Here is a 23,265-nt window from a genome sequence, read left to right as displayed (position 1 = left end):
AAAACTAAACTTTGCAGGTTCATTAATTGCATAGTCTGGCATTTTCATAAATGTACAACTTCCGTCTGGTTCGTGTTTAATATAGTGGAATGTTGTATCTATAATATCGCGAACAATTTCATCCCATTTTTGAAATCTCTTACCAGTTGCTCCTTCTACAATCCAGCTCTGATTGGTTCCAGGAATATTTACTCTGTTACCATGTAGAACAACCCCAGCTTTTTGAAAGAAGAACTTCACAACATCATAAACATTACCGGTAGGTGCAACAATTTCATCTGATCCAGGTGTCGGGATTACTGATTTATGTAAAACCTTCTTATAGGATGTAGTGCAGGTAACTGAGATCGTGCCGCTTTCGGCATTTACCTTCACATCAGATACAAAACCATGTATATAAGGTAATGCTTCCTCACCGTAGCCAATAGACACTTTAAATTCAGTCTGCGGATATAGCTGGTTTGTATTTGTTACCTCACTGTTATAAAACCATTCTGAAATAGAAGAGAACTTACCATACCAGTTATCAGGAGCCATTTGACCGTATTCATTCGCAAAGGTAATAGTAAATGTACTAGCAAACTGATCTGCGTTCTCCTGCACTTCTAAGCCTATTACACGGTGTTGTATTTGTACGTAAGAAGAGTCTCTTCTTTTCATATAAACAATTAAATTAGGGGAGTTATTCCCAACCTGGAAATAGCTCCCCAACATTCTAATTAAAGAAATAGATCCTTCTCTCACATTCCATCAACTCCTACTCCTGCTTGTGACATGGATATTAATTTGCATTTTGCTATGACTAGCGTTCCTTTTCGTATTGCATCTACTTCATTCGGTGGGATAATACCCCCGTAGGTACCGTAATCACCTGTAATAATATGAGGGCGATATATTTCCCTCATGAAATCACGCCAATGACTGATATCATTGAATAGAGCCGTGAATTCTACTTCACAGCCTTTATTCCCTGCACTCTGGTAACGAGGATATCCGTGCATGACATTATAAGTTTTTAAGCCATCTAGTGATTTCGGTAATTTTGTTTGTTCAATTTTTTCGATATTAGGTACATGCCCAAAAGCATAGTAATGTACGTCGCGTATATATGCTACATCAGAGGAACCATAACCGATTGTTGTAAATTCAATCGTTTGTGGACCTGCACCTACAAAGATTTCTCTTGCTTCCCAGTCATAAGGTCCTCTTGCTCTAAATCTCTCAATACCATTTACCCGAACAATAAAGTACTTATCTGGTAACATGCCATCAGAACCAATAGGAACCTGTGACAAAAACGAAAAGTTATATGTCCCTGGCCATGAGAAATCAATGGTATATCGTATTGTGTCTTTTAACTCTGCAGCCTTTCCTAAGAGATGGTATGAACCACCTCTTCTATGCAATGTTTTTAATATACTCATACATTTCGCACCGCCATTCCCATTAGATCATCAGCAACTACGTTTTGTAGCAGCTTTCTCATTTTTACAAAGTCATCTGCAGATTGTAGTTTTTCAACAGAGACTTTAAATGTAGCATTTTGAATTGTTACGCCATTATCCGTTTTCTTCTCAACGTGGGTTTGTCCAGCAAATGGATGTGCAGTTTTACCGATTAAATCAGCAGAACGTGCTCCCATTTGTCCAATTTGATTAGATACATCAGTTACTAGTTTCATCGGTTTAGGTGGAACAACAGCTTTATTTAATAGTTCAGAAGCTTTGTCTACTGCAGGAATCATTTTTTCCATCCCTACACCAAGCCCTTCTGTAATATAGCCCCCGTATTCCATCATTAACCGGGATGGGCTTCGAATACCAAAGAACTTTAATACGGCTTTAGGTATTCCCGAAACAACTCCTTTAGCTTTTTTTATAAGCCAATCTGCCATGCCGGACATACCTTCACCAATACCGGCAATAATATCTTTTCCCCAGCTAACTGCATCTTTTGCTACGTTTTTTACTATAGAACCAACCTTACTAAATACATCTTTTACAGTATCTACAACCCCTGTAAAGGCACCAGTGATTGCTTTCTTTATAGTTTTAAAGCTACTAACAATAAATTCTTTTATACCGCCAACAACATCGGTTATTGTGTTATATAATTTGTTGAAATTAGTAATTACAAACCCAACAAATTCACGTACTGAACTAATGATTATAAACTTTATAAAATTCCATGCCGCTTGAATAAAGTTTTTAACTGCATTCATCACGGAAGTAATTATGTCTTTAATAAAGTTGAATGCTGTTTGAACAGTATTTTTAATGAAATTCAATACAGTAACAAATACTGTTTTTATAAAATTCCATGCTGCAGAAATGACAGTTTTAATCACATTCATTACTGTTGAAATCACATTTTTTATGAATTCAAAAGCAGCACGAATAAATGTTTTCAAGAAATTAAGTACAGTGGTAAAAATCGTCTTAATGATATTCCACGCTGTACGGAATATAGTCTGCCATAATTTAACGGCTGTTAGGAATAGAGTCTTATAGAAGTTAAAAGCGCCTACTAAAATAGTTTTGATTAAGTTTAAAGCGAAAGAGAATACAGCTTTAATTGCATTCCAACCAAAGGTAATTATATTTTTCATTAAGCTAAAATAAAATTTAACTACTTTTACATAACCGTCCCAAGCTTTAGAAAATATTTTACCTATGAATGACATTGCAGAACTAAATACCTTTTTTGTACCTTCCCAGAATCCAGAGAAGAACTTAGACAACCCATTCCAAGCGGATTTCGCACCTTTTACAGTTGCGTCCCAACCTTTAGAGCAGGCATCACCAAGCCATTTAACTGCTTGTTTGGTATATTTAACAATGTCATCCCAATTTTTATAAATTAAATATACTAATCCTACAATTGCTAATATGGCGATTGTCCAAGGATTCATCAGTAAAGTCATCATGGATCTGCCCAACAGTGCTAGGGCTTTTCCTATTGCACCAAACATACCAATAAGTTTAGGGCCAACCTTTAACAATCCTGCAAATGCAGTACTTCCTAGAAAAGCAACGGCTCTTCCTATCATTCCGAACATACCTATTAATCTAGGGCCAAGTTTTAGGATCCCTGTAAATAGCATTGGTACTTTTGTTAATACTGGTACCAGGAATCTAAACGAGCCAACAAATGCACCTACTCCACTTGTCATAAAGCCCATCATGGCAATTAACGGCCCTAATACAGCAACCATACCTAAAATTGCTACAATACCAATTTGGATTGGTTTAGGAATAGAACTGAATGCCTTTGCAGCAACTTCTACTGCTTTAATGATTGGAGGGAGTGCCACTTCTGCAATATCTAAAATAGCTTGTCCTAACGGTTCTAATGATGCCATTGTGGTACGAGTTAGTTTCTGCCAACGAACACCAAAAGCTTCTTGCTGCGTTTTCTGCATTTTTTTCATGCTGCCATCAACGTTTTGTAATGCACCATCGGCGTTATTTAGCCCTAATACAGCATCGGCACCCATGTCTTCCCATTTTGTACCGAATACAGCAACACCAAGTTGGTTTGCTTTTACTTTATCGTCCATCTTACCTAAATCACCTAAGACGGCATTAAATACATCTGCAGAAGTTCCTTTACCTTTATTGAAATTGTCCCAAACCTTTTGAGTTTCTGGGCTCATTTCTGCAAATGCTTCAGTTACACCTTTTGATCCATCTTGTACACGAATACCGAACTCTTTCACAAGATCGTTTATGTAATCGAGATTGTATGAACCATCTTGCGTCCCATTTGCCATAATGGTAAACATCTCTTCTGCAGAAAATCCTGCTTGTTTAAATAAAGGCGCGTATTCGGAAATGTTATCAAACATTTCATTTGAGAAGTTTAAGCCTGCTTGTCCACCAGAAGCTAAAAGGTCAAATGTCTCTTTTGCATCTAAACCGAACTGATTCATAAGCTGTCCGGCCCCTCGTGTAACCTCATTAACATCCGTGTCAAAAGTTTTTGCAAGAGTCATAGCGTTCTGCGTAGCTCCCTGCATTTCATCGAAAGAAAGATTCTTCATGTTTTGACTTACTTGTATTACGGCTTCATCAACTTCTTGAATACTTTCTCCAAATCCATCTTTCCAGGTATCTTTTGCAACATTACCAAGCTCTTTTGTAGCTTCTTTTGATAAACCAAGTGTAGATTCTAGCTTTCTATTAGATGCATCAAAATCAGACGCTACTTTTACAGCAGCTGCACCAATACCAGCTAAAGGTAATGAAACACCGGCAGTCATATTTGCGCCTGTTTCTTGCATCTTGCTACCTACATGGCTAATTGATTCCCCTGCTTTTTGAAACTTATCATGCATTCCATTTGCAGTTTTTTGTACACGATCTTCGAATTGTTGTAAATCTTTATAAGCGCCTTCTGCTTTAATACCAATCGTTCCGAACAGTTGGAACATTTCAGCTAACATTTACGCACCCCCTTTCACGGGGCCGATAACCATTTTATTCTTCATCGTCTTCTTGGAAGTGAGCCATGATTTGAGCAGCATGCGCTTCACACTCTTCTTTCGTCCATACTTCACCCATTTCATAAGATGATTCTTTATCGTCCTGGGTTTCCGTTAGTCCAAAGGCTTGAAGATAATCATTAAAAGTAGTACCTTCTTCAAGTTGACGGGTTTGAAAGCCAATGAACGCCATCTTCTTCCACTCATTTAGTTCTTCTTGCTGCTCTTCTCGTGCAATTAAAGAAAACAGATCCATTAAACGCGAATACGGTATTGATAAGACATAATCATCTGTCCATCCATACCGTTTTTGGATCTTATCGAAAGCACGTAACATGTTTTGTTCGGCTTCCTCTAAATATTCCTCTGAATTTTCGTTTAAGCTTGAATCGGAGCTGCTGCTGATTGGCTCCATTTCTCGCTCTGAACTTTCACGAGTCCCTTGACCTGGTTGAAAAAAGTCATTAGGTCTTCACTTTCTAATAGGCCTTGTATAACAGCAACCATTGCTTCCGGAGGGAACTGTCTAAATTCTTCTGCTTTCACTTTTAATAAACTAGCAAAGAACTCTGTAAAATCATCCTCACAAGCAGGGATCATCGTTAGAACACGGAAAGCAAATTCTAATCCTTTTTGTTGCTGCTTCTCTTTAAGTGCAACTAATTGTGCTTGTTTTTCTTCTTCTGGAAGAGATTCTGCTTCTTTAGTTAGTTCATCCATTGCTTGCTTATCCTTGCCGAAATCTGCAAAGTTAACTATTGCGCTGCGTCCAACCTTCGAAATAATCTTAGCGAATCGCCAAACGTCCGTTACATTTAATCGTCGCATTGATACTTGTACACCTGCGATTGTAATATCCGTACCGGTATTCATCATTTTTTCTAAAATAGAAGCCATTTTGTACTCTCCTTTTAGCATTTAGCTTGTTTTATGTAATAGAAAACCGACTACCATTTATACGGTAGCCGGCGCTTTAAGTGCTGCTGTTTTCTTTTTCTTTGGTAAATAGATTTCATACGGTGGCGTAGATGGTGCAGATTCACTGTAATGACCAATAAACTTACATTTCAAACCAACTGTCCCCTTACCATCTTTTAAATCAACCTCAATAGATGAAACTACCATTGCATTACGAATTACGAAAATGACAGGTGATTCACTACCCGAAATCATACCGATTAGTGCGATATCATGGTAATTTGAATCCGGAATATCATTTGAAGGTTTCATAATATCGTAATCCGCTTCTGTAGTGCTATCTACCGTCATCCCAGGTAAAGCTAACTGCAGATTTTCTTTCGTAAATTCCACAAGTGTTACCTCAACATGTGGTTCATCTTTTAATAGCCATTTACCACGTACTAATTTACCAAGTACACCATCAATATCTGCATCATAGTATTCTCGATCAAAACCGACTTTTGTTCCGCCAGTTGTTGCCCCAACCATTTCACCTAAATCTTTAATACTTTTAAAGTTTTTGTAAATGACACCAGGACCGATAACAAAATTATCAGTAGTCCCTTCACGGACACCATTAATTAATTTCCAGCTCATTTGCCCTACCCCCTAATACAAGTCCGTTCGCATGGTTCGGACAAGAAATTTTGCATTTATATGAATGATAGATGGATCTTCATCCGGTACCGGCAGTTTACCTGCACGATGTATAGAAAGTATCCCATCATCTTTTAAACCAACTTCTCTATCTAGTAACTTCTCAATACGTGTAGCAATTAACTTTGCCTTATCATAATCCCCATTATCACAATACACATCGAAATTTAGAATCATACGATCTATAATTTCAACATCATCCGGATTATCTGCTTCAATTCTCATAACTACATAAGGCATTTCCATATCATCTTGTGCAGTTTGGAATGAAAGAGCAGGGCCTTTGTCCTCGCCTTCACCATATTCTGATAGATTAGCTTTTATTATTTCATCGTTCTCTACAAGTATTCTAATAGCTGCAATAGCGTTAGACACCTATTACCCTCCCATCATTCTTTTAAGTTCTCTACGTTCTTTTTCAAACGCTTTTAATAGGAATGGGCGGGCTTCCATATGACTTGTACCAGTTTCAAGCCATATTGCTTTCTGCAAGTCGCTTCCTACTGCACCCAATACCTCTGATTGTGACCGTTTAACATTGTATTTAATCGAATTTAACAAGTCACCGGTACGAACAGCAGGAGCTTCACCTGGTTTAGAAGCAGTATATTTACGACTCGTATGAGGTATTTTGTATTGTTTACCGCTACGGCTACCCGTGAGATTCTTCTTCACTTGATTTTGTAAATGAATAGATGCTGCTGTGACCTTTTCAACACACATAGCGTTAATATGCGTCTTAATTTGCTCCATATTGCTTGAATACTCAATTTCTACTGAATTAGCCATATAGAATCATACCTTTTCGCAATAAATTTCAATGTGGTGATTCATAAACGCAGGATTTCGCGGTTCCCCTTTAACTTCAAACGTATAATCAACACCTAATTCTTCACTTTTGAAATGAATACGATCATTAGGTTTAATTTTGTAAGAAGCAGGCGCATATATCTTAAAGGTTGTATCAAAATTCTGTTTATCACGCTTAAACCTCTCATTATCAGCAGCAGAATTAGTAGTTACACGACAAGTCATATTGTCGTAAACGTCCTCTTCTACTTCTGCATAATTACCAGAGGATTGTTTCTTTTTCATTTTTCGTTTTACAACTACCTCATGAATATATAAATCATCCATTCCACCATCATCGAAATACATTTCGTTCATGTAGCCATCACCGGCTTAACTCTTGCTCTAAACCCTTTTAAACCATAGAGTATCTTATTGTTTGTAGCTGGTTCATCTAGCGTTTCTGGGCTAATCTGGTACGAATAATCACCAATACTCTCCGATGTCTTCATACCTTTTCGTTGTAAGTTAGCACGAACGACTGCAGAAACAACCAAATCAATAATACATTTCTTCATAAGTACCTGCAGATCATCATAATCTTGTATCTTATACTCGAATTCATATAACTGATTTTCGGATAAACCATAAACAATACGCCCGTTTACAGTAATAGAATCGGTCATATCTTGTTTCGAACTAACATGAGTTACTTTTGCTATAGATTCAGCAGGAAAAGAAAGCCAAGCTAATTTACTTGTTTGGATGATTTCTTTCATTGGATTCTCCGGCTTAACTCTTAAATACTTCTTAGCAATAACCGCATAGTAATCTATTAGTTGTTGAATTACTGTATCAGGCATCTTTTGCACATTTACGCGGTCTTTAATGTCCTGTAAGGTAATATCCATTATGTTTCTTTCTCCTTCTTATCGACTTCTTTTACAAGTTCAAAATGTCCAGTGCTTACAAGGTAATCAGCTTTTTCGTTTGCAACTGTTTCTTCTTGGCCATTCTTAAACTTTTGTCCATAAGCGGTGTAAGTGCCACCGAATCGCAGCGTAACTACTTTCATAATTAACACCCCTTTCACGAATGTAAACTATTACACGAAAGTTTACATTCGTATCATTGGTTTTATTGGTTATATATCGTTTTCCATTAAAAACAAGAAAATAATAAAAAAGTATACATTCAAAACCCTAATAACAAAGAGTTTGTTTCCATAAAAAATACGCCTGGATATTAAGCTCCAAACGCATCCGGAATATTTGTTAGGATTGCTACTGCATCCATTTCTTGAATTACAGCATCATCATCAAAGTGAATTACATAGAATCGTTTATCTTCCATTACTGCAGCTTTACCTTCTGTTGTTTTACGGATACGAGTATCGTATGTATTAACTGCAATAAAGTTTTTAGGGTCTGCAAGAAGAATTACATCATCTGCTAAAGATGGCACTGTCACAATTCCATATCCCATTGGTTTATTAACTTGATCTCCTGCTCCAAGTAATGCAGCATCACCGGCACCTGTAGGACGATTTGTTAAATATTCAATCCATTTCTCTCTGCGGTTTGGAGACATAATCCAACGTAGATTACTATTTTTATATTTATTTGGCATTGCACCAGATAACGCAAAGATAGAACCTTTACCGAATCCATTAGCAGTTGCTGCTTCACCTGTACCAGTTACTAATTTAGCATGGTCCACAATATGTGATGCTTTTGATTTCTTGATTTTTTTCAACCATCCATCATTAATATTTAAGAATGGGTCGGAAGAATCTAGGTCACCATTCCAATGTAAGTCTTCAAGGTCAATACCGGTTTGAGTAGACATAAGTTCCATTACTGTATCCTCATAACCTTCACCTTCAATATTTTCACGAAGTAATTCTTCAGTAATTTCCCAAGGTAGACGAATTGGTTTTGTATTATATTCAATTTTTGATGTTTCCACACCGGCACGGTATCCATCATCGCTATTTTCTGTTTTCTTACGTAAGATACGGCCACCAATTGCGATTTTATCTAATTCACCCTGCTTCGCTTTACGCATTTCTTTACGGTGTAATTGTGAGAATGGTGTTGTATCAAACGCCATACGGAAGAATTCTTTACTTTGCTCCGGATTTAATAATCCTGCATTCATTCCACTTGTTGTCATTGCTGCCTTTTCAATACGATCTAAACGTTTTAATAGTTGTGCGTTAGTCATTGTCATAATAATAAATCCTCCTCTTACAGGTTAATCCCTGCCCATTTAGACTTTTTAATTGATTGTTGCCCTGGTGTGAATTCTTCGTCTGGGTCTAAGCCTTTACGAATAGAAGCAGCATTTTCGATATTCTCAAGACGTTCAGCAAATGGCGCTAATGCTTTTTGGATAACCGCTGCAACTTTCTCTTCATCTGTTTGCTCTTCTGGTGTCGGTTCTACTTCTTCGCCATTCACTTGCTTTTCAATCTTTTCTAATTTAGTAGCTAGTGGCTCTACTGCTTGTTTAACAATCTCTGCAATATCTTCTGCTTTCATTTCGTCTTCCTCCTGTGGTGAAGCTGCTTCTTTTATTTCATTAATTAAAGCTAATGCTTCATCTAATTTTGTATGATTCTTTTGGGATAATACCTTCCCAGCTTTTTTAATACTTTCTAAAACAATGCTTTCTGCTTGTACACTGTCCTCTGATTTCGCAATGGTATAACCGCCTTTAATAGAAGAAAGTATGTCCTTCATATCATCAAGAGCAGCTGCCATACGGTCGATATCGGGGTTACTTTCCCAAATCTCCCAATAGAACACATCTTCAAATAAATTAAAAACAGCCCGCAAATCACGCTTTTGTTTTTCATCAACAAAGCGGTCTTTTACTTCACCTTTTGCGATTTTGTGAGTTTCACCTTTAACGAAATCTAGCATTTTTCGAATAAGGCCTTTATCTTCATGAGTAAAATCATCAGTCTTGGCAATTTCAACACGTTCACCAAATCCACCCATAGAAAAACCAGTGACTTCACCTTTTTTAATTTCTTCCCAGGTTTCTGCATCATCAACACGAACAGTCATAAGCCACGTTCCTGCTTTTACTTCTTGTTCGCCTACTGTCATATCACTTTTAGCAATCCAGTTTTCAACCACAGTCCCTTTACCAGCGATTTCATCATGTTGCTTGTCGATGTGTTGGTAATTTTCCATAAAGGTATAAGCTGCCTTTTCTATTTCTTCTGCGGTCATAATATCCCCATGTGAATCTTCTACATCTGGTTCATATACAACACCTGTAACAAGCTGCTTCTCTTCTTCTGTTTTAAGGATTGGAACTTGCTTTGATATATTAGGTTGTTTAGCAGATTCACTTTTCATAATGGCAAATTGACGACCGTTTGCGCCCTTTGTAACTAGCGAAATATAACTGATATTGGCGTTTTTTAGTTCGTATCCCATCGTTTTACCTCCTTCCCTATAAATATTGGGGTTCCACTGTCAAAACGCATAGCAGCCAATTTAAAGCCGTATACGTTTTGACGATGAAACCCCAATCAAATAGGTGTATTTTACTACTCTTCTGAAATCATAGTGCAGCGGCAATGTGGATGAGCTGGCGGACACATCTTTCCATTGCTGAATAGATCATCAATATCTACCGTTTCCCCATGTAAACCACCACATTCTTTACAAACACGCTCATCGTTTCCTGTAAGCCATGTTTTCGTGTTTCTATTTGCGCCCTTATAAGCAATTAAATTACCGTAGTTCATTGCATATGTTGTTTCTGTTCGTGCAATCATCATTGCTCTGTAGTTACTTGCTTCTGACATTACATCTGCAATAGAAACACTTAATGCATCGACACCCATTCCCTCACTAAGATTCTTTAACATAGTTTCTCTTAATCTATCTTTAGTGGTTTCATGGATTCCTTTAGCTAATTCAAAAGCGTAAGCAGCAACCCATTTTGCAGCAACGTCACCAATTGGGTCTAATACCATCCAGGTTAAACCGTTTGATGCAATGGCACTTTGTACAAACTCTGTTACATCATCCTGTAGGGTGTCTGTGACTTCATCGACAAACATTTGTCTTTCTTCATCCCAATCGACACTATCAAGAAATCCATCAACTTCTGCTTCATCAATTACAGGAACAAATTCTTCATCTGCTTTATTAATACGAATTACGGGAAGCAGGTTTAAGAGCCGTTTTCCCTGCTCTGAAAAAAATCAGCTACCTTCTTTTGCATAGCTTTCTCTATTTCTTCATGCTTTTCCCTAAATGCATTAATAGCAATTAAGTTATCTTGCTCATTATCTGCAGCTTTTGCAATTGGTTCAGGGAGGGTAGTTTTAGTTGTATCATTAATGAATTTATCTCCCCCTGGTACAGGTTCATAACCTACTACTTTCCGTGACTCATTCAGCATTAATATTCCACCATCATAACTGTCTTTTGCATACTTCAAATCAGCTTCACGATCATCCGTATCGATTTCATTTAATTTGAAATGCCAATCTAGGCTGCCTAATATTTCAGCGAATACACGGAACAATTGATTATTTAATCGATGCTCTAAGATTTCCTGGCCAGGCTCTATAATAGAGCGCTTGTACATCTCGTTCATTTCTTTAGCGGTTGTTTGTCCCAATGAACCTGTCATAGCCCAACCGATACGATAAGGCGGTACACGATGGGCCACACATATCTCCATTGCGTTATCCTGTTTATATAAACGGAAACTACCTTCTTTTACGTCTGGGCTGACTTTCTCTAACCTAGCTTTTGCTCCTGGTGGAACAGGAACTACGGCCAACTTATGATGTTCACCCTTAGTTTCTGCAGAGAAAAACGCTTTTAGTTCGTTTTCTGTTCCCTCATCTATTTCATCGACTCCCTCAAGGAATAGCAGAGCATCTGGAATAGTCTTACCTGTGAAAAAGTTAATGTTGTAATCTCTTACCGCTTGAGAGCCAACTATTGAACCAATGGAACTAACGTAATTAGGTATCCCATAATAAGAAGAACGAGAACCGAATTTACGAATAACAATTACTTCTCCGGCTTTTTCTGTTTCATTTTCTGCAATATCCTCCGCACCTAATGGATTACCATCAGCAAGACGATAATCATCAGGGTAACCAAACTTTTTAAACCAACGTTCTTTGTTATTAACGATTTGAGCAAAACGTACTTTATCTTTATGAGCACGTACTGTATGAGCCGGTATATGATAAAGCTCTACCGGACTTTCACCCTTCTTATCGCGAACAACTTCAATGACGCCCCATCCAACCGTTTCGTAATCCTCCCATACAGCTCTAAGAATTTCTGAACTTGTCATTTCTGGATTACAATTCCGCATGAACTCTTTGAGCCTTTTATATTGCTCCTGGCTAGCTGCTTCTTTCACTTCTTCAAAAGGCGCGAAGTCAAAACCGACACCTGCAATATCATCCACTTTCGCGCTAATACAAGCAGAATGAATAGGGTTACTTTCCTTTATATCAATCAGTACCTTCATATCATAAGGCGGCTTAACCAATCCCTTATCTCCATATATTTGTGCGAATGGGTCAACTGCCATTTGTTTGCTGTTGTCTTCCTTATTCTTCTGATCATCTGCTGCTTTATTAATACCAAATACCTTTACATTTTTAATTGTTTTCTTATCGCCCATATCGTTTGTATGTCCTCCTTTCTTCTATTGATAAAGAGCAAAAGAAATAGCCGAACAATAAATGTCCGACTACACTCTTTTAACCTTTCCACCCATAACTACTTTATGTTTGCTCATATCGTCCTCACATGCATAACGAGTCATATCGATACTATGATTGTCCTTATCTTGTAATCTGTTTTTCGGATTACCATCTTTATCAACTTCATAATCAATATTTTCAAATTCACCTGCAGTTTTTGGACAACGCTCGGGATCAATTATGATTTCTACTAAATCATCTAACCATTTTTCTCCGTATTCAACAGAACCAGGCCCTTTAACTGCACCCTTAATTTTCTTGATATCATGATCGTTTTTCATTTCATCGATTGATTTTGGTTCAGAAGAATCCGCAATTATTTCAACATCATCCCAGCCGAGTTTTTTAATCTTTTCAGCTAATGAACGGTTACTGATTTTAACACCATGTATTTCACCAAATATATAAAGCTTCCTGCGTGTTTTGTCATAATGCATACGACCAAAAGACAGCGCGTCATTCCCGTAACCCCAGTCAATTCCTTGACGTATATTATCAAATGTTTTAATTTCTTTATCTGTAATACGCCTGAATTTAAGGTTACTAAATGGAACAACACCACTACCTGTCGGTTTCCCTTCATATTCGTGTTCGTATTGCTGCGGTTTAAGCCTTTTTGTTTCTTCTGCTTCTTCTACAAACTGCTTAGAAATATGCGGGTTATCATGGTATGTACTATGATGTACAAATGTATTCTTTGGTCTGAATTGCGTTTCAAATTTCTTGTTAACCCAGGATTGTTTTCTCTTCGGTGGGTTGTATGAGTAATACATTTTATATCGCAATCCATTCGGTAATTCTTTACGCAAAATAGATTTTTCAATTGTAGAAACATCTTCTTCTAATTTAAATTCGGCCAATTCTTCAAACCATGCAATAGCAACTGGATATTTCGCTATCTTAATAGATTTAATTTTCGCAGGGTCATCAGCACCACGGAATATCATTTTGTTCCCACGCGGCTTATAAATGATTTCCATTGGACTTTCTTTAAAACGAAATAAATGTTCTACACCTAATATTTCTATTGCTTCTTTTATTTGCTCATAGCAGGATTCTCTTATTGTATCCTTTACTTTACGTATGCAAAGAACCGTAATAGGAAACTGAATAAGATCCATAACAATACAAATGGATATATCAGTAGATTTACCTGAACCACGTCCGCCTTTACAAACAATTTTTAATATTGATTCACATTTACGAGCTAACCAAACTTGATGAAATGCCGGTGGAAGTATTTCTGCGATTTGCTTTTTAGACATTTAAATCACCACTAATATTATCTACAATGACAACCGGCTCAATATTGTTATCATCATTATTAGTATTAGATTTAATTTTGTCGATTTGAACCTGGATAAATTCAAGTTTGGCCCTTCGTTCATCATCTATATTTGCTAATCTATCAAAATCTCTAATAAGAGCAGATAAGGTAGAAAGTGCTTTAGATTGTGCATTTAAGAAGCTAGCCTGTTTGTCCCAAGCGAATTGAATTTCCCACTCTTCTTCGAATCCACTTTCGCTAAGTTTTTTCTTTCTCAGTTCCTTTGTCATGTCCTCTTTATTATTAACGAACATAATACGTTGAGCATGAATGATTTGAGCGTGCTGCAACATTATACTTTCCCATAGAATCGATAAAGGATCATTGTTAATCGCTTCCTCTAGCTCTTCTTTTAAAACATATAATTCTTTTGGTAAATACTTTCTATATAAACCATGGGTAGCAGCATTACCATTACGCAATGGAGCAGAACCTCCGGGATTACCAACAGCATTTTTATTGCCCTTTTTAGCTCCACCGCGATTGTTTACAGCATTCTTATTACCTTTGGGTGCTCCTGGTTTCTTTTTGGAGTACTCCGTATCTTTCTTTGGAGTACTCCGTTCATTTTTATGGAGTACTCCATTTAATTGGTCTATCCATCCATCTTTGGATTTCCATCCACCAACCGTTTTTTCACTTACAGTTTTTTCGGATGTAGACAACAATTCGGAAATTTTACGATTCGTAATATCACCGTTATGTTCTTTAAATATTTCATACGCTTTGTTACGGTCTGGACTTCGTTGTCTGGCCATAATTACATAACACCTGCCCCCTTATCCAATTGTTTGCACTTCCTTCTCTAAACACTCAATGCATATATGAGCATTATCCGTATTTGCTTCACGGATATATGTTTTATCAAAATGAGTAATAGTTAATGGCATTTTTAAGGTCCACATACACGGCTCATTACAAACAGAGCATGTAGGAACGTTTATAGTTTCTTCTTCCATTTACACCACCTCACGCTAATTGCTTTACAAAATAAAAAAGCAGCGGATTCGCTACTTTTGTTGTTTCTTATTTATAAACTGAAATCTTCTAATGATTTATCGATCTCATCTTGTTGAATTCCTATATAACGTAATGTAATAGACGGAGCAGAATGATTAAATATCGTTTGTAGCATTACTACATCTTTTGTCTTCTGATAATAATGGTATCCAAAAGTTTTTCTAAGAGTATGCGTTCCAATTTCATCAAGCCCTACTTTTTCAGCAGCGGTATTCATGATTCGATAAGCTTGAATTCTAGTGATAGGCTTTTTTGTCTTTTTAGAAGCAAATAAACAATCCGTTTCGTTCATTCCACTTACATACTCGTTTATTTTTTCTCTTAACGCTGTATTGATAATGAAACGTTTATCTTTTCCGGTCTTTTGTTCTTTAATAACAATGTGAGTTCTTTCTTTCACATCATTTACATGTAACTTTAATAAGTCACTAATTCTTAGACCTGTATTGATTCCCATTTCAAATAAAAACAAATCACGATAAGACTGGCGACGTAAAACCTCTTTCACTTCTTCTAATTTTTTCTTATCTCGAATTGGTTGCACAAACTTCATTCCTTACCCCTCCATACGTTATGTTACATTATATGTATCTTTATTATACAATATGTTACATAAAATATGGTAGTTATTTTTGCAAATGGATAAAAACGTTGATATAACAGCGTTTCTCTCCTTAAATCTAATGTAACAAAATATATGATGTGTTACATTAGACTATATTTTTAATTAATTACCATTAAATGGGTTGAGTTGAGTTTGTTTTGTTAATCCTTATCTTTCCTTAACAACAAACAAGACGCCACCCAGATCATGGTAGCGCCTACGATAATTGCTATACACATGTTTGTTCTATCTACATAGTAAAATAAAACACCCATAATGAACACATCATAAGATTAGTAACCCTATTTTCTGTCCGTTGATTATTATGTTTATAGACCTAGATTATGCACATCTATATTCAGTAAGTGCATACCCTATTACATGAATACTACTTTAGGAGTGATTATATTATGAATCCTTTCCCGATGAGGATTGTTGTAGCTCCAGCTTCGACTTGGCAACATTTAATTCACCATCCTTCATATGGTCAATATGGTATGCAACCTGGGCATATCCCCTTTACTCCTACAATTGCGCCTTCTCCTGTAATATACCAATATCATTATATTTTTCCAGCATTGTATTTCCAAGAGTTTCACGGTACATTTAACATCTAATCTAAATAGAAAAATATCCGTTATCTGTACCATTGATGGTCAATTCATGTTATACCTAAAACAGTATTTAAATACGTTTAATGTGTAATTTCTATATAACAAAGAAAAAAGCACCCGTTTTGGATGCTACTCTTTAATTAATACTATTCTTGGTTTACTTCCTTCATACGGACCAATAACTCTATTCTCTTCAAGACAATCAATAATCTTTTCTGCACTAGTATAAGCAACTCTAAATCTACATTGAATCCGAGTTACTTATGCAGCTTGTTAGCTTCTTCTATAATGTTTCCCTGCAATTTCATCACTTAAATGTGTTTCCGTCATATAAATTCTACCTCCCACACAAATAATAAAAAGCGCACGAATGGACGCTTTGATATAAATTATTAATTTGTACTTCAATTACGGTAAATGAAGTTTTATCCTTCTTCCAATCACCTAATATTAAGTATCAATCTATTAATACACTATTAAGTAACTGGAAGAAGAGCAAAAGCTCTCCTTAATAACGGTATCATTCAATCGTTACCATCTGCTGGTTTCGGATTTTATGTGCCATCATTACGAACCGTTTAGAATTTTAAAAACAACATAATGAGTTGTGTTTCCCGCCACTTCCCACAATACAAATATAACACGTTAATTCCAAAATAACCGGCACATTTCCTGCCAAAAAGCGGTCACGACTCTGCCAACTTTTTCATAGTTCAAATTTTTCCACTGCATCTGTTAATTCCACTGATACACCGAAAATACTTTTTTTCATTTCTGTCATTTTCTTTTTTATAATCCACTGTGGATAATTCAATTCTTCTAGAATATTTCTAAAATAAGTTGGATTTAGCTTTAACACATCAGGATTTCTTCCAGTATTCCTTTTGTATCTAATTATTACTTCTAATAGTTCTTCATTTAACATGAATTACAATTACCTCCCCCTTACATTTTATATTTATGTATATACACCATTCAATTCCTTGATACTACCACTTACCCTTATCTTATATTGTGTGTAACTAATCCAAACGCTACAGCCCTTGATATTAATAACTTCATAGCACTTTCTCTTTTGAGTTACACAACACAATAAAAATGAGTAACCGTATAGAATAGGGTAGCACCACACATCCATCAACTTAAGGAGAATAAACGCTACCAAAACAAAAAAAGCCCCAAATTTTTCTTAAAAATAAGTTAGGGCTTTTGAACCAGAAAAGTATATTTTCAACTATGAAAACTACGATAAATTTTTCCTTTTTTCCTACTTGCTAAATTCAGCAAGTAAAATTTTTTTAAAAGGATTAGGACTGTCAGTTCTACCCAAACTATTCCAATTGACGACCAACGTATGCTTGCCTCCAAGTTTACCTCCAACAAGAGTAGTAAACCCTAGAATGCCACCTGTGTGTCCCCATATCGAGACACCGCTTGGAAGCTTAGTTTCATAGATTCCAAGACCATATCCATCGATTCCTTCTTTTCCTGTAGGAACTGTAGTAAGCATTTGTTTTAGTTGCTGTTCTTTCAGTAATTTGCCACCGAGCAAGTAAGAGAAAAATTTGTTTAAGTCGTCAGCAGTAGAAATCATATCTCCAGCAGAGCTACCTGCACTTGGGTTATAATAAGTAACGTCTTTTAGCTCACTTGCGCCGTCTGGTTGGACATATCCACGGGCATGGTTAGTGCCTGGAATAACACTTGAGTTGCCTGGTAGGAATGTATTCGACAATTCAAGTGGTTCAATAATTCGATTTTCAACCTCTTCCGCATAGCTGTTTCCAGTTACTTTTTCAATAAGGATACCCAGTAATACGTATCCTGTGTTTGAATAAGACCAGCCCTTTCCTGGAGCAAAGTCTGGGGGAAAAGAAATCCCCATCTTCACTAACTCTTCAGCCGTATACGATTTTTTTGTATCCGTAAAATCAACGTCTTTTGACCTTGAGTATTCAGCGATACCACTTGTATGGTTCAATATCTCCCGGATAGTAATCTTGTTACCATCATATCCATTTCCTTGAATGACACCAGGCAACCAGTCTTCGATGTGGTCGTCTAGCTTCAGGCGATTCTCTCCAACTAATTGAAGTACAACTGTTGCGGTGAACGTCTTCGTCACACTCCCAATGCGAAAGCGAAAATCTGTTTTCATTGGTTTCTTGGTTCTCAGATCTGCTATTCCAGCGGCATACCCCCACGTTTTTCCACCCTCAGAAGTTTTAGCAAGTATCCCCGGGTATCCAAATTGCAATGTATCCCGCATTGCTTGCTTGACGGAAGTACGATCTCGTTGAGTATTTGTTTGTAACGAACTAGATACATTTTGAGTAGGCTCTGCTTTTACAATTGAGGTTGGTGTTGTATATAACAGGGAACTTCCAGCTATTAAAAGGGCCAGACTTGCACATGTAATTTGACTACGTATTTTCATAAGGCATTCCTCTCCTCTATTCATATTGTATAAGTGTTTGCTTACGGATCCTTACTTCCTGAAAAGACTTAGGGAAAGGCCCTCACGTATATAGATTAAAGCCCCAGTACAAAGGTATCTATCAATACCAACAATTTGAGCCAGTTAAATCTCCATCCCTTCTATAACAAAATTATTCAAAGGTATAAAAGCATATTATGTACCCTTAGTTATTGTTAGGATTAACACAACATGAGACATAGCCCCAACCCATATTTTACTTTATTTATCCATGATATGTATTGAGAAAGAATGTAAATTCGAATCCTTTCCGTACCCCAACTATTGATCGTTTTTTTCACCTATTATAATTAGTTATTTTGAATTTCATAATAAAAAACTGTAAAAAAATAACGAGTCCCTTAACGTACAGGAAGCGGTTGAAAAATATGTCTAAACGCACAATTTTCTTTTTTGATATGGTGACCCCATCGCAATCAAGCTAAGGTTTTGAAGTACCCACTAAATGAAATTTCTCTTTCTCTATAGTTAGTTATTTTGAGAAATCAGCTCACTTTTTGTTTTTGGGGTGTTTACTTTTCTTAAGTTGATGGATGTGGGGGAGCACCACATCCATCAACTTAAAGTTTTAATATACCAGAAATCAGGAATATTTTATTCTGTTAGCTTGATAGCGATAGGGTACAGCCAACATTTCGGAAGCTATGTATGTTAGACGAATTTTAACCTAAAAAGTCGAATTCTTGTACGTGAAGTGCAGTGATATTTCATTCATATAATCCGTATTATCTGAACTTAATAAAGTCTGTTACACTCTCTTCTTTAGGAACGTTTCCATAATATCCTTCTTGAACCATTCATAATCAAACTGAAAAGCTACATTATGCGTTTTATAGCCTGGATTAGTAACAAAACGAAAGTCTGCAATGCTTTGACCAAATCCTTCCCCTTGATCAGGAATCACTTTAATGGGTACCCTTGAAAGACTAACAGCCTCTTGATTCAGCAAATACCACACCGTTACAAAATCATGCATAGGACTTCCACTTATACCAGGATTCGACTTGGAGTAGAAATTATAATAATAATCTAACATAGGTTTGATGATGAGTCCTGCAAGATCCTGTGTATTCCGATGAAATGCATCGATTTGCTGGACCATTTCGGGTGTAACAATCGCATGTTGAGTCACATTTAAAGGAATAACCGTCAAGTTCTTTGCATGCTGCAGAATTAAGTTTGCTGCATAAGGGTCTGAGTAAAAGTTAGCTTCAGCCACAGCAGTTACGTTACCTGGGTAGAAAAAAGCTCCCCCCATGCAAATGCATTCTCTTACGTTTCGCATTGTTTCTAAATTCAATACAAAAGTCGTAGCTAGCGAAGAAAGTCTTCCTAAATTGATAATTGTAAGATCTTCTAAATTTGATTCTATAATTTGATAAATATCATTTAAAGGATAAACTGGATATGAAATTTCAGGGGGAATAATCGGTCCTAATCCAACTTTTCCATGTACCTCAGGGAAATACTGAATCAATATACCTGTCAACGGTACAGAAGCACCAAGGAATACAGGTATTTCTTCTCTTCCCGCAATATACTTTAAATAGTTAATATTTTTTATTACATTTTCTCTTGATACATTTCCATAATCGGCCACAATTCCTACAAGTTGAATGTCTTTACGAAAAAAGGTGTACAGTATAGCAAACGCATCATCAATCCCTAAATCTGTAAACAGGAGAACCTTTTTTTGCATATCTCTTCCTCCAAAATTTATAGTATTCTACTTTCACCAATGATGTAGTGATTAGACAACGCTTGTATATATATTTTTTATGTATTCTTAAAGAGTGGATTCTATTCACTTGAAATAGCTTTTCTCATCTAAATTTGATTTTATGTTCAAGCGTAAGTTTCTGTTCTTAAGTCGATAAGCATATGTTGCTATCCTCGAACAAAAAAGCAATGATTAGATTTTAAACCTAGTCATTGCTTTATCCATTGCATCTTGGTTTACTCCTATATATCTTAACGTTACTCGTTCACTTGAATGATTGAATATCTCCATCAGCAAAGCTATGTTCTTTGTCTGCATGTACATATGATATCCAAATGTCTTACGTAATGTATGTGTCCCAATCTCATCTAAACCAAACTCTGCTGCTGTACTGCTAAGTATTTTATACGCCATGCTCCTTCCAATTGGTCGATTCGTTCCTTGCCTACTCTTAATTAGATACTCATAATCTTCCATACCTTCAAGATACCATTTTAACTCTCTTCTTAATGCTGCAGTAATTTGAATACGTTTCTGTTTACCTGTCTTCATTTCACGCATTGAAATATGGCTTCCTTTTAAATCTCCAACCTTCAGTTTTAAAATATCACTAATACGTAGACCTGTATTAATTCCCATTACAAACAAAATATAATTGCGTTCATTCTTTTCTTTTAGATATTCTTTAATTTGTTGTATTTGCTCTGGATCACGTATTGGTTGAACAAAATTCATTATTCATTATCTCCCCTTCCTTCAGTCTCATAAACTTCTAATCCGAGCGCAAAAGCAAGTTTATAAAACGCTTTAGATTTCCAACGTCGATAAGTACGCTCTGACATCCCTATTTCGTTATAAACCATGTAATCACATACATCCTCATCTTCTAAATAACGTTTATAAATAATATCTCTTTGAATTCTTCCAGCACGTCCGTTTCCTAATCGATTTAAAAACTGATCAATACGTACTGACATTCTTGCAAGCCACTCTTCTCGTTTACTTTGTTGAATATTTGCTATAGCAACATCTTCTAACGGCTTACCAACTGTATGTGTAGGACCATGCTCACGCATTTTATAAGAAGGAGTGACTTTCATTTCTTTACGCATCATCCCAAATTGTCTATGTATACGTACGCTTTCCAACACACCTTCTAATTCCTCCTGTGTTGCTGATCTATCGATTTTTGGTAAGAAAGATAATTGTTTAGTCATGTAGGACCACTCCTTTTTATTTTTTTACTTTTGTCTTAACGCTCCACGTCTACGTTCATAACGTGGTTCACGAACTCCCATTAACTCTTCAATTTCACGAGTGCTAAATTTCTCTTTTCGTTTTTTCTTATTTTTCTTCTTTGCTTGTTTTGATTGCTTTTTCCACTCACGTAACTGATTCTTTAGCACCTTCATTTCCCCATCTCCTTTTCAAAATAAAAAGGACACCTATTCTTAAAACAGCTTTCATTGCCGCTTTAATGAATTGGTGTCCTCTAGTTTTCTAGCCGGACTATATTCTGTTTGCTTTCACTTTAAAAGAATTATTGTTTTAACTGTTCTATTAAATTACTCTATTCATCGTTCCCTTCCAATTCCTCACTCTCTTCACGTATTTGTCCAATTAATGAAATTACAGAACCAACCGCTTGAACCCAACTTCCTATAATATCTATTAGCTTTCCTTCTTCATTTTCATTAGTTTCGTTTTTCACCTGAGTGTCTGTATCTTTCTCCACATCATTTACACTACGTTCTTTATTAGACTGTTCCTTATTTCTGATACTTTTTAATTCGTCAATACCTCCTATTGCTTGTAATGAATTCCCAATTGATTGCAATAAGTTTCCTATAATATTTAAGTATTCATCTTTATCGGATGTATCCTCAAATTCATCTGCTAATGCTGTAAGTCCACCCAAAGCCTGTGTCCAATTCCCGGCAATCACTAATTTAATTTGTGTTTCTTCTTTAAAATCGATAATCAATCCAGATATTACAGTGACATTACCAATTGATTGGATTTCATTACCGATTTTTTCAAGAGACACCTCTCCTTGACCATCAGCCTCTAAAGCATTTCCAACAGCCTGTAATACATTTCCATAAACATTTAAATCCTTTCTTACATTACTGCTTATAAAATCAAAAGGCGTACTTCCAATAGCGGAAGTAATTGTTCCTATCGCTGCTACCCATGCACCAAATATCTCTTTAAATTGATTCTCCATTTAAAACATATCCCAGCATTAAGTAATTAATATAATCCTATTCAATTTCTCATCTTACTGTTAATAATTTTAAATATCTCTTGGCCATCTCCTTTTTATTATAATGTCTTATAAAAATATTTTTTTAGGAATTATGCAAATTTGTTAAACGTACTTCTACGTTTATACTTATTACTGAATTAACTTTATAAACCAACTATATCTTTAAATTTATTAAAATACTTAAGAATCATTATCCGCTCCACACAATGTAAAATGTTCAAAAAGCTCATATTGATCAGCGAAACATTCTAAACATATTGGACAGATATACATTTGTTTCACCACTTTCTTTTAAAATAAACCTTTCATTAAGTTTTATTCCCATATAACTCTTCCAATTCTGTTTATACTGTAACTGTAAATTTAAGTTACATACTATTTATATTAAAAAGGATTATTTTGTATAAATTCAGTTTCCCCTCACTTCACAGTTGTAATCTCCACTTACTCCTATGGATAAGTGTTTAATCATCCTATAATTAAGTATGTTCGACCGTGTGCGAATACCTTTTTGAACACCCTTTTAGCTAGGAGTAATCCTAGCTTTTTATTTACTTCTCTGAA

General features: G+C 36.0%; 26 protein-coding genes and 2 pseudogenes. 1 reads left to right on the top strand and 27 read right to left on the bottom strand.

Going from position 1 to position 23,265, the window contains the following annotated elements:
• From ACTFRM_RS07125 to ACTFRM_RS07035, 19 genes and pseudogenes are all read right to left on the bottom strand, one after another.
• A pseudogene (locus ACTFRM_RS07125) lies at nucleotides 1-744 on the bottom strand (hypothetical protein); the annotation flags it as partial.
• Nucleotides 741-1,424, bottom strand: a complete 684-nt coding sequence (locus ACTFRM_RS07120; RefSeq protein ID WP_440043154.1) for a hypothetical protein — start codon at nucleotides 1,422-1,424, stop codon at nucleotides 741-743. The pseudogene ACTFRM_RS07125 and the gene ACTFRM_RS07120, both read right to left, overlap by 4 nt.
• Entirely contained in the window at nucleotides 1,421-4,444 is a 3,024-nt protein-coding gene (locus tag ACTFRM_RS07115; RefSeq protein ID WP_440043153.1) for a phage tail tape measure protein, read from the bottom strand. The genes ACTFRM_RS07120 and ACTFRM_RS07115 overlap by 4 nt, the downstream gene beginning before the upstream one ends.
• A 34-nt stretch (nucleotides 4,445-4,478) precedes the next feature.
• Nucleotides 4,479-4,898: a hypothetical protein gene (locus ACTFRM_RS07110; protein WP_440043152.1), complete on the bottom strand. Its 420-nt coding sequence runs from the start codon at nucleotides 4,896-4,898 to the stop codon at nucleotides 4,479-4,481.
• A complete protein-coding gene (locus ACTFRM_RS07105) occupies nucleotides 4,862-5,380 on the bottom strand; it encodes a hypothetical protein (RefSeq protein WP_440043151.1) in 519 nt (172 codons plus the stop codon). The genes ACTFRM_RS07110 and ACTFRM_RS07105 overlap by 37 nt, the downstream gene beginning before the upstream one ends.
• Before the next feature lie 57 nt (nucleotides 5,381-5,437).
• Nucleotides 5,438-6,040, bottom strand: coding sequence for a hypothetical protein (locus ACTFRM_RS07100; protein WP_440043150.1), 603 nt, complete (start codon nucleotides 6,038-6,040; stop codon nucleotides 5,438-5,440).
• Nucleotides 6,041-6,052: 12 nt separating this feature from the next.
• Nucleotides 6,053-6,475, bottom strand: a complete 423-nt coding sequence (locus ACTFRM_RS07095) for a hypothetical protein (RefSeq protein ID WP_000063387.1) — start codon at nucleotides 6,473-6,475, stop codon at nucleotides 6,053-6,055.
• Between the two features lie 3 nt (nucleotides 6,476-6,478).
• A complete protein-coding gene (locus tag ACTFRM_RS07090) occupies nucleotides 6,479-6,889 on the bottom strand; it encodes an HK97-gp10 family putative phage morphogenesis protein (RefSeq protein WP_000024032.1) in 411 nt (136 codons plus the stop codon).
• A gap of 6 nt (nucleotides 6,890-6,895) precedes the next feature.
• Nucleotides 6,896-7,267 carry a hypothetical protein gene (locus ACTFRM_RS07085; protein WP_440043149.1) on the bottom strand — a complete coding sequence of 124 codons (372 nt, stop codon included), beginning with the start codon at nucleotides 7,265-7,267 and terminating at the stop codon, nucleotides 6,896-6,898.
• Complete coding sequence (locus ACTFRM_RS07080) at nucleotides 7,264-7,800, bottom strand: hypothetical protein (RefSeq protein WP_440043148.1); 537 nt, start codon at nucleotides 7,798-7,800, stop codon at nucleotides 7,264-7,266. The genes ACTFRM_RS07085 and ACTFRM_RS07080 overlap by 4 nt, the downstream gene beginning before the upstream one ends.
• Entirely contained in the window at nucleotides 7,800-7,964 is a 165-nt protein-coding gene (locus ACTFRM_RS07075; RefSeq protein ID WP_000869883.1) for a YqbF domain-containing protein, read from the bottom strand. Before ACTFRM_RS07075 ends, ACTFRM_RS07080 begins: the two co-directional genes overlap by 1 nt.
• 170 nt (nucleotides 7,965-8,134) lie before the next feature.
• Entirely contained in the window at nucleotides 8,135-9,121 is a 987-nt protein-coding gene (locus ACTFRM_RS07070) for a phage major capsid protein (RefSeq protein ID WP_000178928.1), read from the bottom strand.
• A gap of 17 nt (nucleotides 9,122-9,138) precedes the next feature.
• Entirely contained in the window at nucleotides 9,139-10,341 is a 1,203-nt protein-coding gene (locus tag ACTFRM_RS07065; RefSeq protein ID WP_440043147.1) for an XkdF-like putative serine protease domain-containing protein, read from the bottom strand.
• 113 nt (nucleotides 10,342-10,454) lie between these two features.
• Nucleotides 10,455-10,973 (bottom strand): phage head morphogenesis protein, encoded by a 519-nt coding sequence (locus ACTFRM_RS07060; protein WP_098162683.1) that lies wholly within the window; start codon nucleotides 10,971-10,973, stop codon nucleotides 10,455-10,457.
• A gap of 113 nt (nucleotides 10,974-11,086) precedes the next feature.
• Nucleotides 11,087-12,568, bottom strand: coding sequence for a phage portal protein (locus tag ACTFRM_RS07055; RefSeq protein WP_440043146.1), 1,482 nt, complete (start codon nucleotides 12,566-12,568; stop codon nucleotides 11,087-11,089).
• Nucleotides 12,569-12,637: 69 nt separating this feature from the next.
• A complete protein-coding gene (locus ACTFRM_RS07050; RefSeq protein WP_440043144.1) occupies nucleotides 12,638-13,915 on the bottom strand; it encodes a PBSX family phage terminase large subunit in 1,278 nt (425 codons plus the stop codon).
• Nucleotides 13,908-14,735: a phage terminase small subunit gene (terS, locus tag ACTFRM_RS07045; protein WP_440043143.1), complete on the bottom strand. Its 828-nt coding sequence runs from the start codon at nucleotides 14,733-14,735 to the stop codon at nucleotides 13,908-13,910. The genes ACTFRM_RS07050 and terS overlap by 8 nt, the downstream gene beginning before the upstream one ends.
• Before the next feature lie 21 nt (nucleotides 14,736-14,756).
• On the bottom strand, nucleotides 14,757-14,936 hold the full coding sequence (locus ACTFRM_RS07040) for a hypothetical protein (RefSeq protein ID WP_002167186.1): 180 nt from the start codon (nucleotides 14,934-14,936) through the stop codon (nucleotides 14,757-14,759).
• Nucleotides 14,937-15,007: 71 nt separating this feature from the next.
• Nucleotides 15,008-15,550, bottom strand: coding sequence for a site-specific integrase (locus tag ACTFRM_RS07035; protein ID WP_000673901.1), 543 nt, complete (start codon nucleotides 15,548-15,550; stop codon nucleotides 15,008-15,010).
• A 461-nt stretch (nucleotides 15,551-16,011) separates the two neighbouring features.
• On the opposite strand from ACTFRM_RS07035, the gene ACTFRM_RS07030 reads away from it, so the two are divergent.
• On the top strand, nucleotides 16,012-16,218 hold the full coding sequence (locus ACTFRM_RS07030) for a hypothetical protein (protein ID WP_061139386.1): 207 nt from the start codon (nucleotides 16,012-16,014) through the stop codon (nucleotides 16,216-16,218).
• 126 nt (nucleotides 16,219-16,344) lie between these two features.
• Here the strand turns inward: ACTFRM_RS07030 and ACTFRM_RS07025 are convergent.
• From ACTFRM_RS07025 to ACTFRM_RS06990, 8 genes and pseudogenes are all read right to left on the bottom strand, one after another.
• Nucleotides 16,345-16,476, bottom strand: a pseudogene (locus ACTFRM_RS07025) (DNA translocase FtsK); the annotation flags it as partial.
• 445 nt (nucleotides 16,477-16,921) lie between these two features.
• Nucleotides 16,922-17,140: a hypothetical protein gene (locus ACTFRM_RS07020; RefSeq protein WP_000930974.1), complete on the bottom strand. Its 219-nt coding sequence runs from the start codon at nucleotides 17,138-17,140 to the stop codon at nucleotides 16,922-16,924.
• 342 nt (nucleotides 17,141-17,482) lie between these two features.
• Nucleotides 17,483-18,652 (bottom strand): serine hydrolase domain-containing protein, encoded by a 1,170-nt coding sequence (locus tag ACTFRM_RS07015; RefSeq protein WP_016081850.1) that lies wholly within the window; start codon nucleotides 18,650-18,652, stop codon nucleotides 17,483-17,485.
• A gap of 808 nt (nucleotides 18,653-19,460) precedes the next feature.
• Nucleotides 19,461-20,411 carry a nucleoside hydrolase gene (locus tag ACTFRM_RS07010; protein WP_440043142.1) on the bottom strand — a complete coding sequence of 317 codons (951 nt, stop codon included), beginning with the start codon at nucleotides 20,409-20,411 and terminating at the stop codon, nucleotides 19,461-19,463.
• A gap of 213 nt (nucleotides 20,412-20,624) precedes the next feature.
• Nucleotides 20,625-21,167: a site-specific integrase gene (locus tag ACTFRM_RS07005; protein ID WP_098277487.1), complete on the bottom strand. Its 543-nt coding sequence runs from the start codon at nucleotides 21,165-21,167 to the stop codon at nucleotides 20,625-20,627.
• Nucleotides 21,167-21,649 (bottom strand): ArpU family phage packaging/lysis transcriptional regulator, encoded by a 483-nt coding sequence (locus tag ACTFRM_RS07000; protein ID WP_440043141.1) that lies wholly within the window; start codon nucleotides 21,647-21,649, stop codon nucleotides 21,167-21,169. The genes ACTFRM_RS07005 and ACTFRM_RS07000 overlap by 1 nt, the downstream gene beginning before the upstream one ends.
• A gap of 24 nt (nucleotides 21,650-21,673) precedes the next feature.
• On the bottom strand, nucleotides 21,674-21,844 hold the full coding sequence (locus ACTFRM_RS06995; protein WP_080470683.1) for a hypothetical protein: 171 nt from the start codon (nucleotides 21,842-21,844) through the stop codon (nucleotides 21,674-21,676).
• A 158-nt stretch (nucleotides 21,845-22,002) separates the two neighbouring features.
• A complete protein-coding gene (locus ACTFRM_RS06990; RefSeq protein WP_063536213.1) occupies nucleotides 22,003-22,659 on the bottom strand; it encodes a DUF6944 family repetitive protein in 657 nt (218 codons plus the stop codon).
• Between the last annotated feature and the right edge of the window lie 606 nt (nucleotides 22,660-23,265).

This window comes from Bacillus cereus group sp. MYBK227-1 (assembly GCF_051916325.1).
In the GTDB taxonomy this organism is placed as follows: Bacteria; Bacillota; Bacilli; order Bacillales; family Bacillaceae_G; genus Bacillus_A; species Bacillus_A cereus.
The sequence above is the reverse complement of the archived record's forward strand: the minus strand, read 5'-3'. Positions and strand labels throughout refer to the sequence as shown.

Excerpts from the sequence above, each read along its gene's own strand:
- ACTFRM_RS07120 (WP_440043154.1), bottom strand. The coding sequence starts at position 1,424 with ATGAGTATATTAAAAACATTGCATAGAAGAGGTGGTTCATACCATCTC.
- ACTFRM_RS07115 (WP_440043153.1), bottom strand. The coding sequence starts at position 4,444 with ATGTTAGCTGAAATGTTCCAACTGTTCGGAACGATTGGTATTAAAGCA.
- ACTFRM_RS07110 (WP_440043152.1), bottom strand. The coding sequence starts at position 4,898 with ATGGAGCCAATCAGCAGCAGCTCCGATTCAAGCTTAAACGAAAATTCA.
- ACTFRM_RS07105 (WP_440043151.1), bottom strand. The coding sequence starts at position 5,380 with ATGGCTTCTATTTTAGAAAAAATGATGAATACCGGTACGGATATTACA.
- ACTFRM_RS07100 (WP_440043150.1), bottom strand. The coding sequence starts at position 6,040 with ATGAGCTGGAAATTAATTAATGGTGTCCGTGAAGGGACTACTGATAAT.
- ACTFRM_RS07090 (WP_000024032.1), bottom strand. The coding sequence starts at position 6,889 with ATGGCTAATTCAGTAGAAATTGAGTATTCAAGCAATATGGAGCAAATT.
- ACTFRM_RS07085 (WP_440043149.1), bottom strand. The coding sequence starts at position 7,267 with ATGAACGAAATGTATTTCGATGATGGTGGAATGGATGATTTATATATT.
- ACTFRM_RS07080 (WP_440043148.1), bottom strand. The coding sequence starts at position 7,800 with ATGGATATTACCTTACAGGACATTAAAGACCGCGTAAATGTGCAAAAG.
- ACTFRM_RS07075 (WP_000869883.1), bottom strand. The coding sequence starts at position 7,964 with ATGAAAGTAGTTACGCTGCGATTCGGTGGCACTTACACCGCTTATGGA.
- ACTFRM_RS07070 (WP_000178928.1), bottom strand. The coding sequence starts at position 9,121 with ATGACAATGACTAACGCACAACTATTAAAACGTTTAGATCGTATTGAA.
- ACTFRM_RS07065 (WP_440043147.1), bottom strand. The coding sequence starts at position 10,341 with ATGGGATACGAACTAAAAAACGCCAATATCAGTTATATTTCGCTAGTT.
- ACTFRM_RS07060 (WP_098162683.1), bottom strand. The coding sequence starts at position 10,973 with ATGTTTGTCGATGAAGTCACAGACACCCTACAGGATGATGTAACAGAG.
- ACTFRM_RS07055 (WP_440043146.1), bottom strand. The coding sequence starts at position 12,568 with ATGGGCGATAAGAAAACAATTAAAAATGTAAAGGTATTTGGTATTAAT.
- ACTFRM_RS07050 (WP_440043144.1), bottom strand. The coding sequence starts at position 13,915 with ATGTCTAAAAAGCAAATCGCAGAAATACTTCCACCGGCATTTCATCAA.
- terS (WP_440043143.1), bottom strand. The coding sequence starts at position 14,735 with ATGGCCAGACAACGAAGTCCAGACCGTAACAAAGCGTATGAAATATTT.
- ACTFRM_RS07040 (WP_002167186.1), bottom strand. The coding sequence starts at position 14,936 with ATGGAAGAAGAAACTATAAACGTTCCTACATGCTCTGTTTGTAATGAG.
- ACTFRM_RS07035 (WP_000673901.1), bottom strand. The coding sequence starts at position 15,550 with ATGAAGTTTGTGCAACCAATTCGAGATAAGAAAAAATTAGAAGAAGTG.
- ACTFRM_RS07030 (WP_061139386.1), top strand. The coding sequence starts at position 16,012 with ATGAATCCTTTCCCGATGAGGATTGTTGTAGCTCCAGCTTCGACTTGG.
- ACTFRM_RS07020 (WP_000930974.1), bottom strand. The coding sequence starts at position 17,140 with ATGTTAAATGAAGAACTATTAGAAGTAATAATTAGATACAAAAGGAAT.
- ACTFRM_RS07015 (WP_016081850.1), bottom strand. The coding sequence starts at position 18,652 with ATGAAAATACGTAGTCAAATTACATGTGCAAGTCTGGCCCTTTTAATA.
- ACTFRM_RS07010 (WP_440043142.1), bottom strand. The coding sequence starts at position 20,411 with ATGCAAAAAAAGGTTCTCCTGTTTACAGATTTAGGGATTGATGATGCG.
- ACTFRM_RS07005 (WP_098277487.1), bottom strand. The coding sequence starts at position 21,167 with ATGAATTTTGTTCAACCAATACGTGATCCAGAGCAAATACAACAAATT.
- ACTFRM_RS07000 (WP_440043141.1), bottom strand. The coding sequence starts at position 21,649 with ATGACTAAACAATTATCTTTCTTACCAAAAATCGATAGATCAGCAACA.
- ACTFRM_RS06995 (WP_080470683.1), bottom strand. The coding sequence starts at position 21,844 with ATGAAGGTGCTAAAGAATCAGTTACGTGAGTGGAAAAAGCAATCAAAA.
- ACTFRM_RS06990 (WP_063536213.1), bottom strand. The coding sequence starts at position 22,659 with ATGGAGAATCAATTTAAAGAGATATTTGGTGCATGGGTAGCAGCGATA.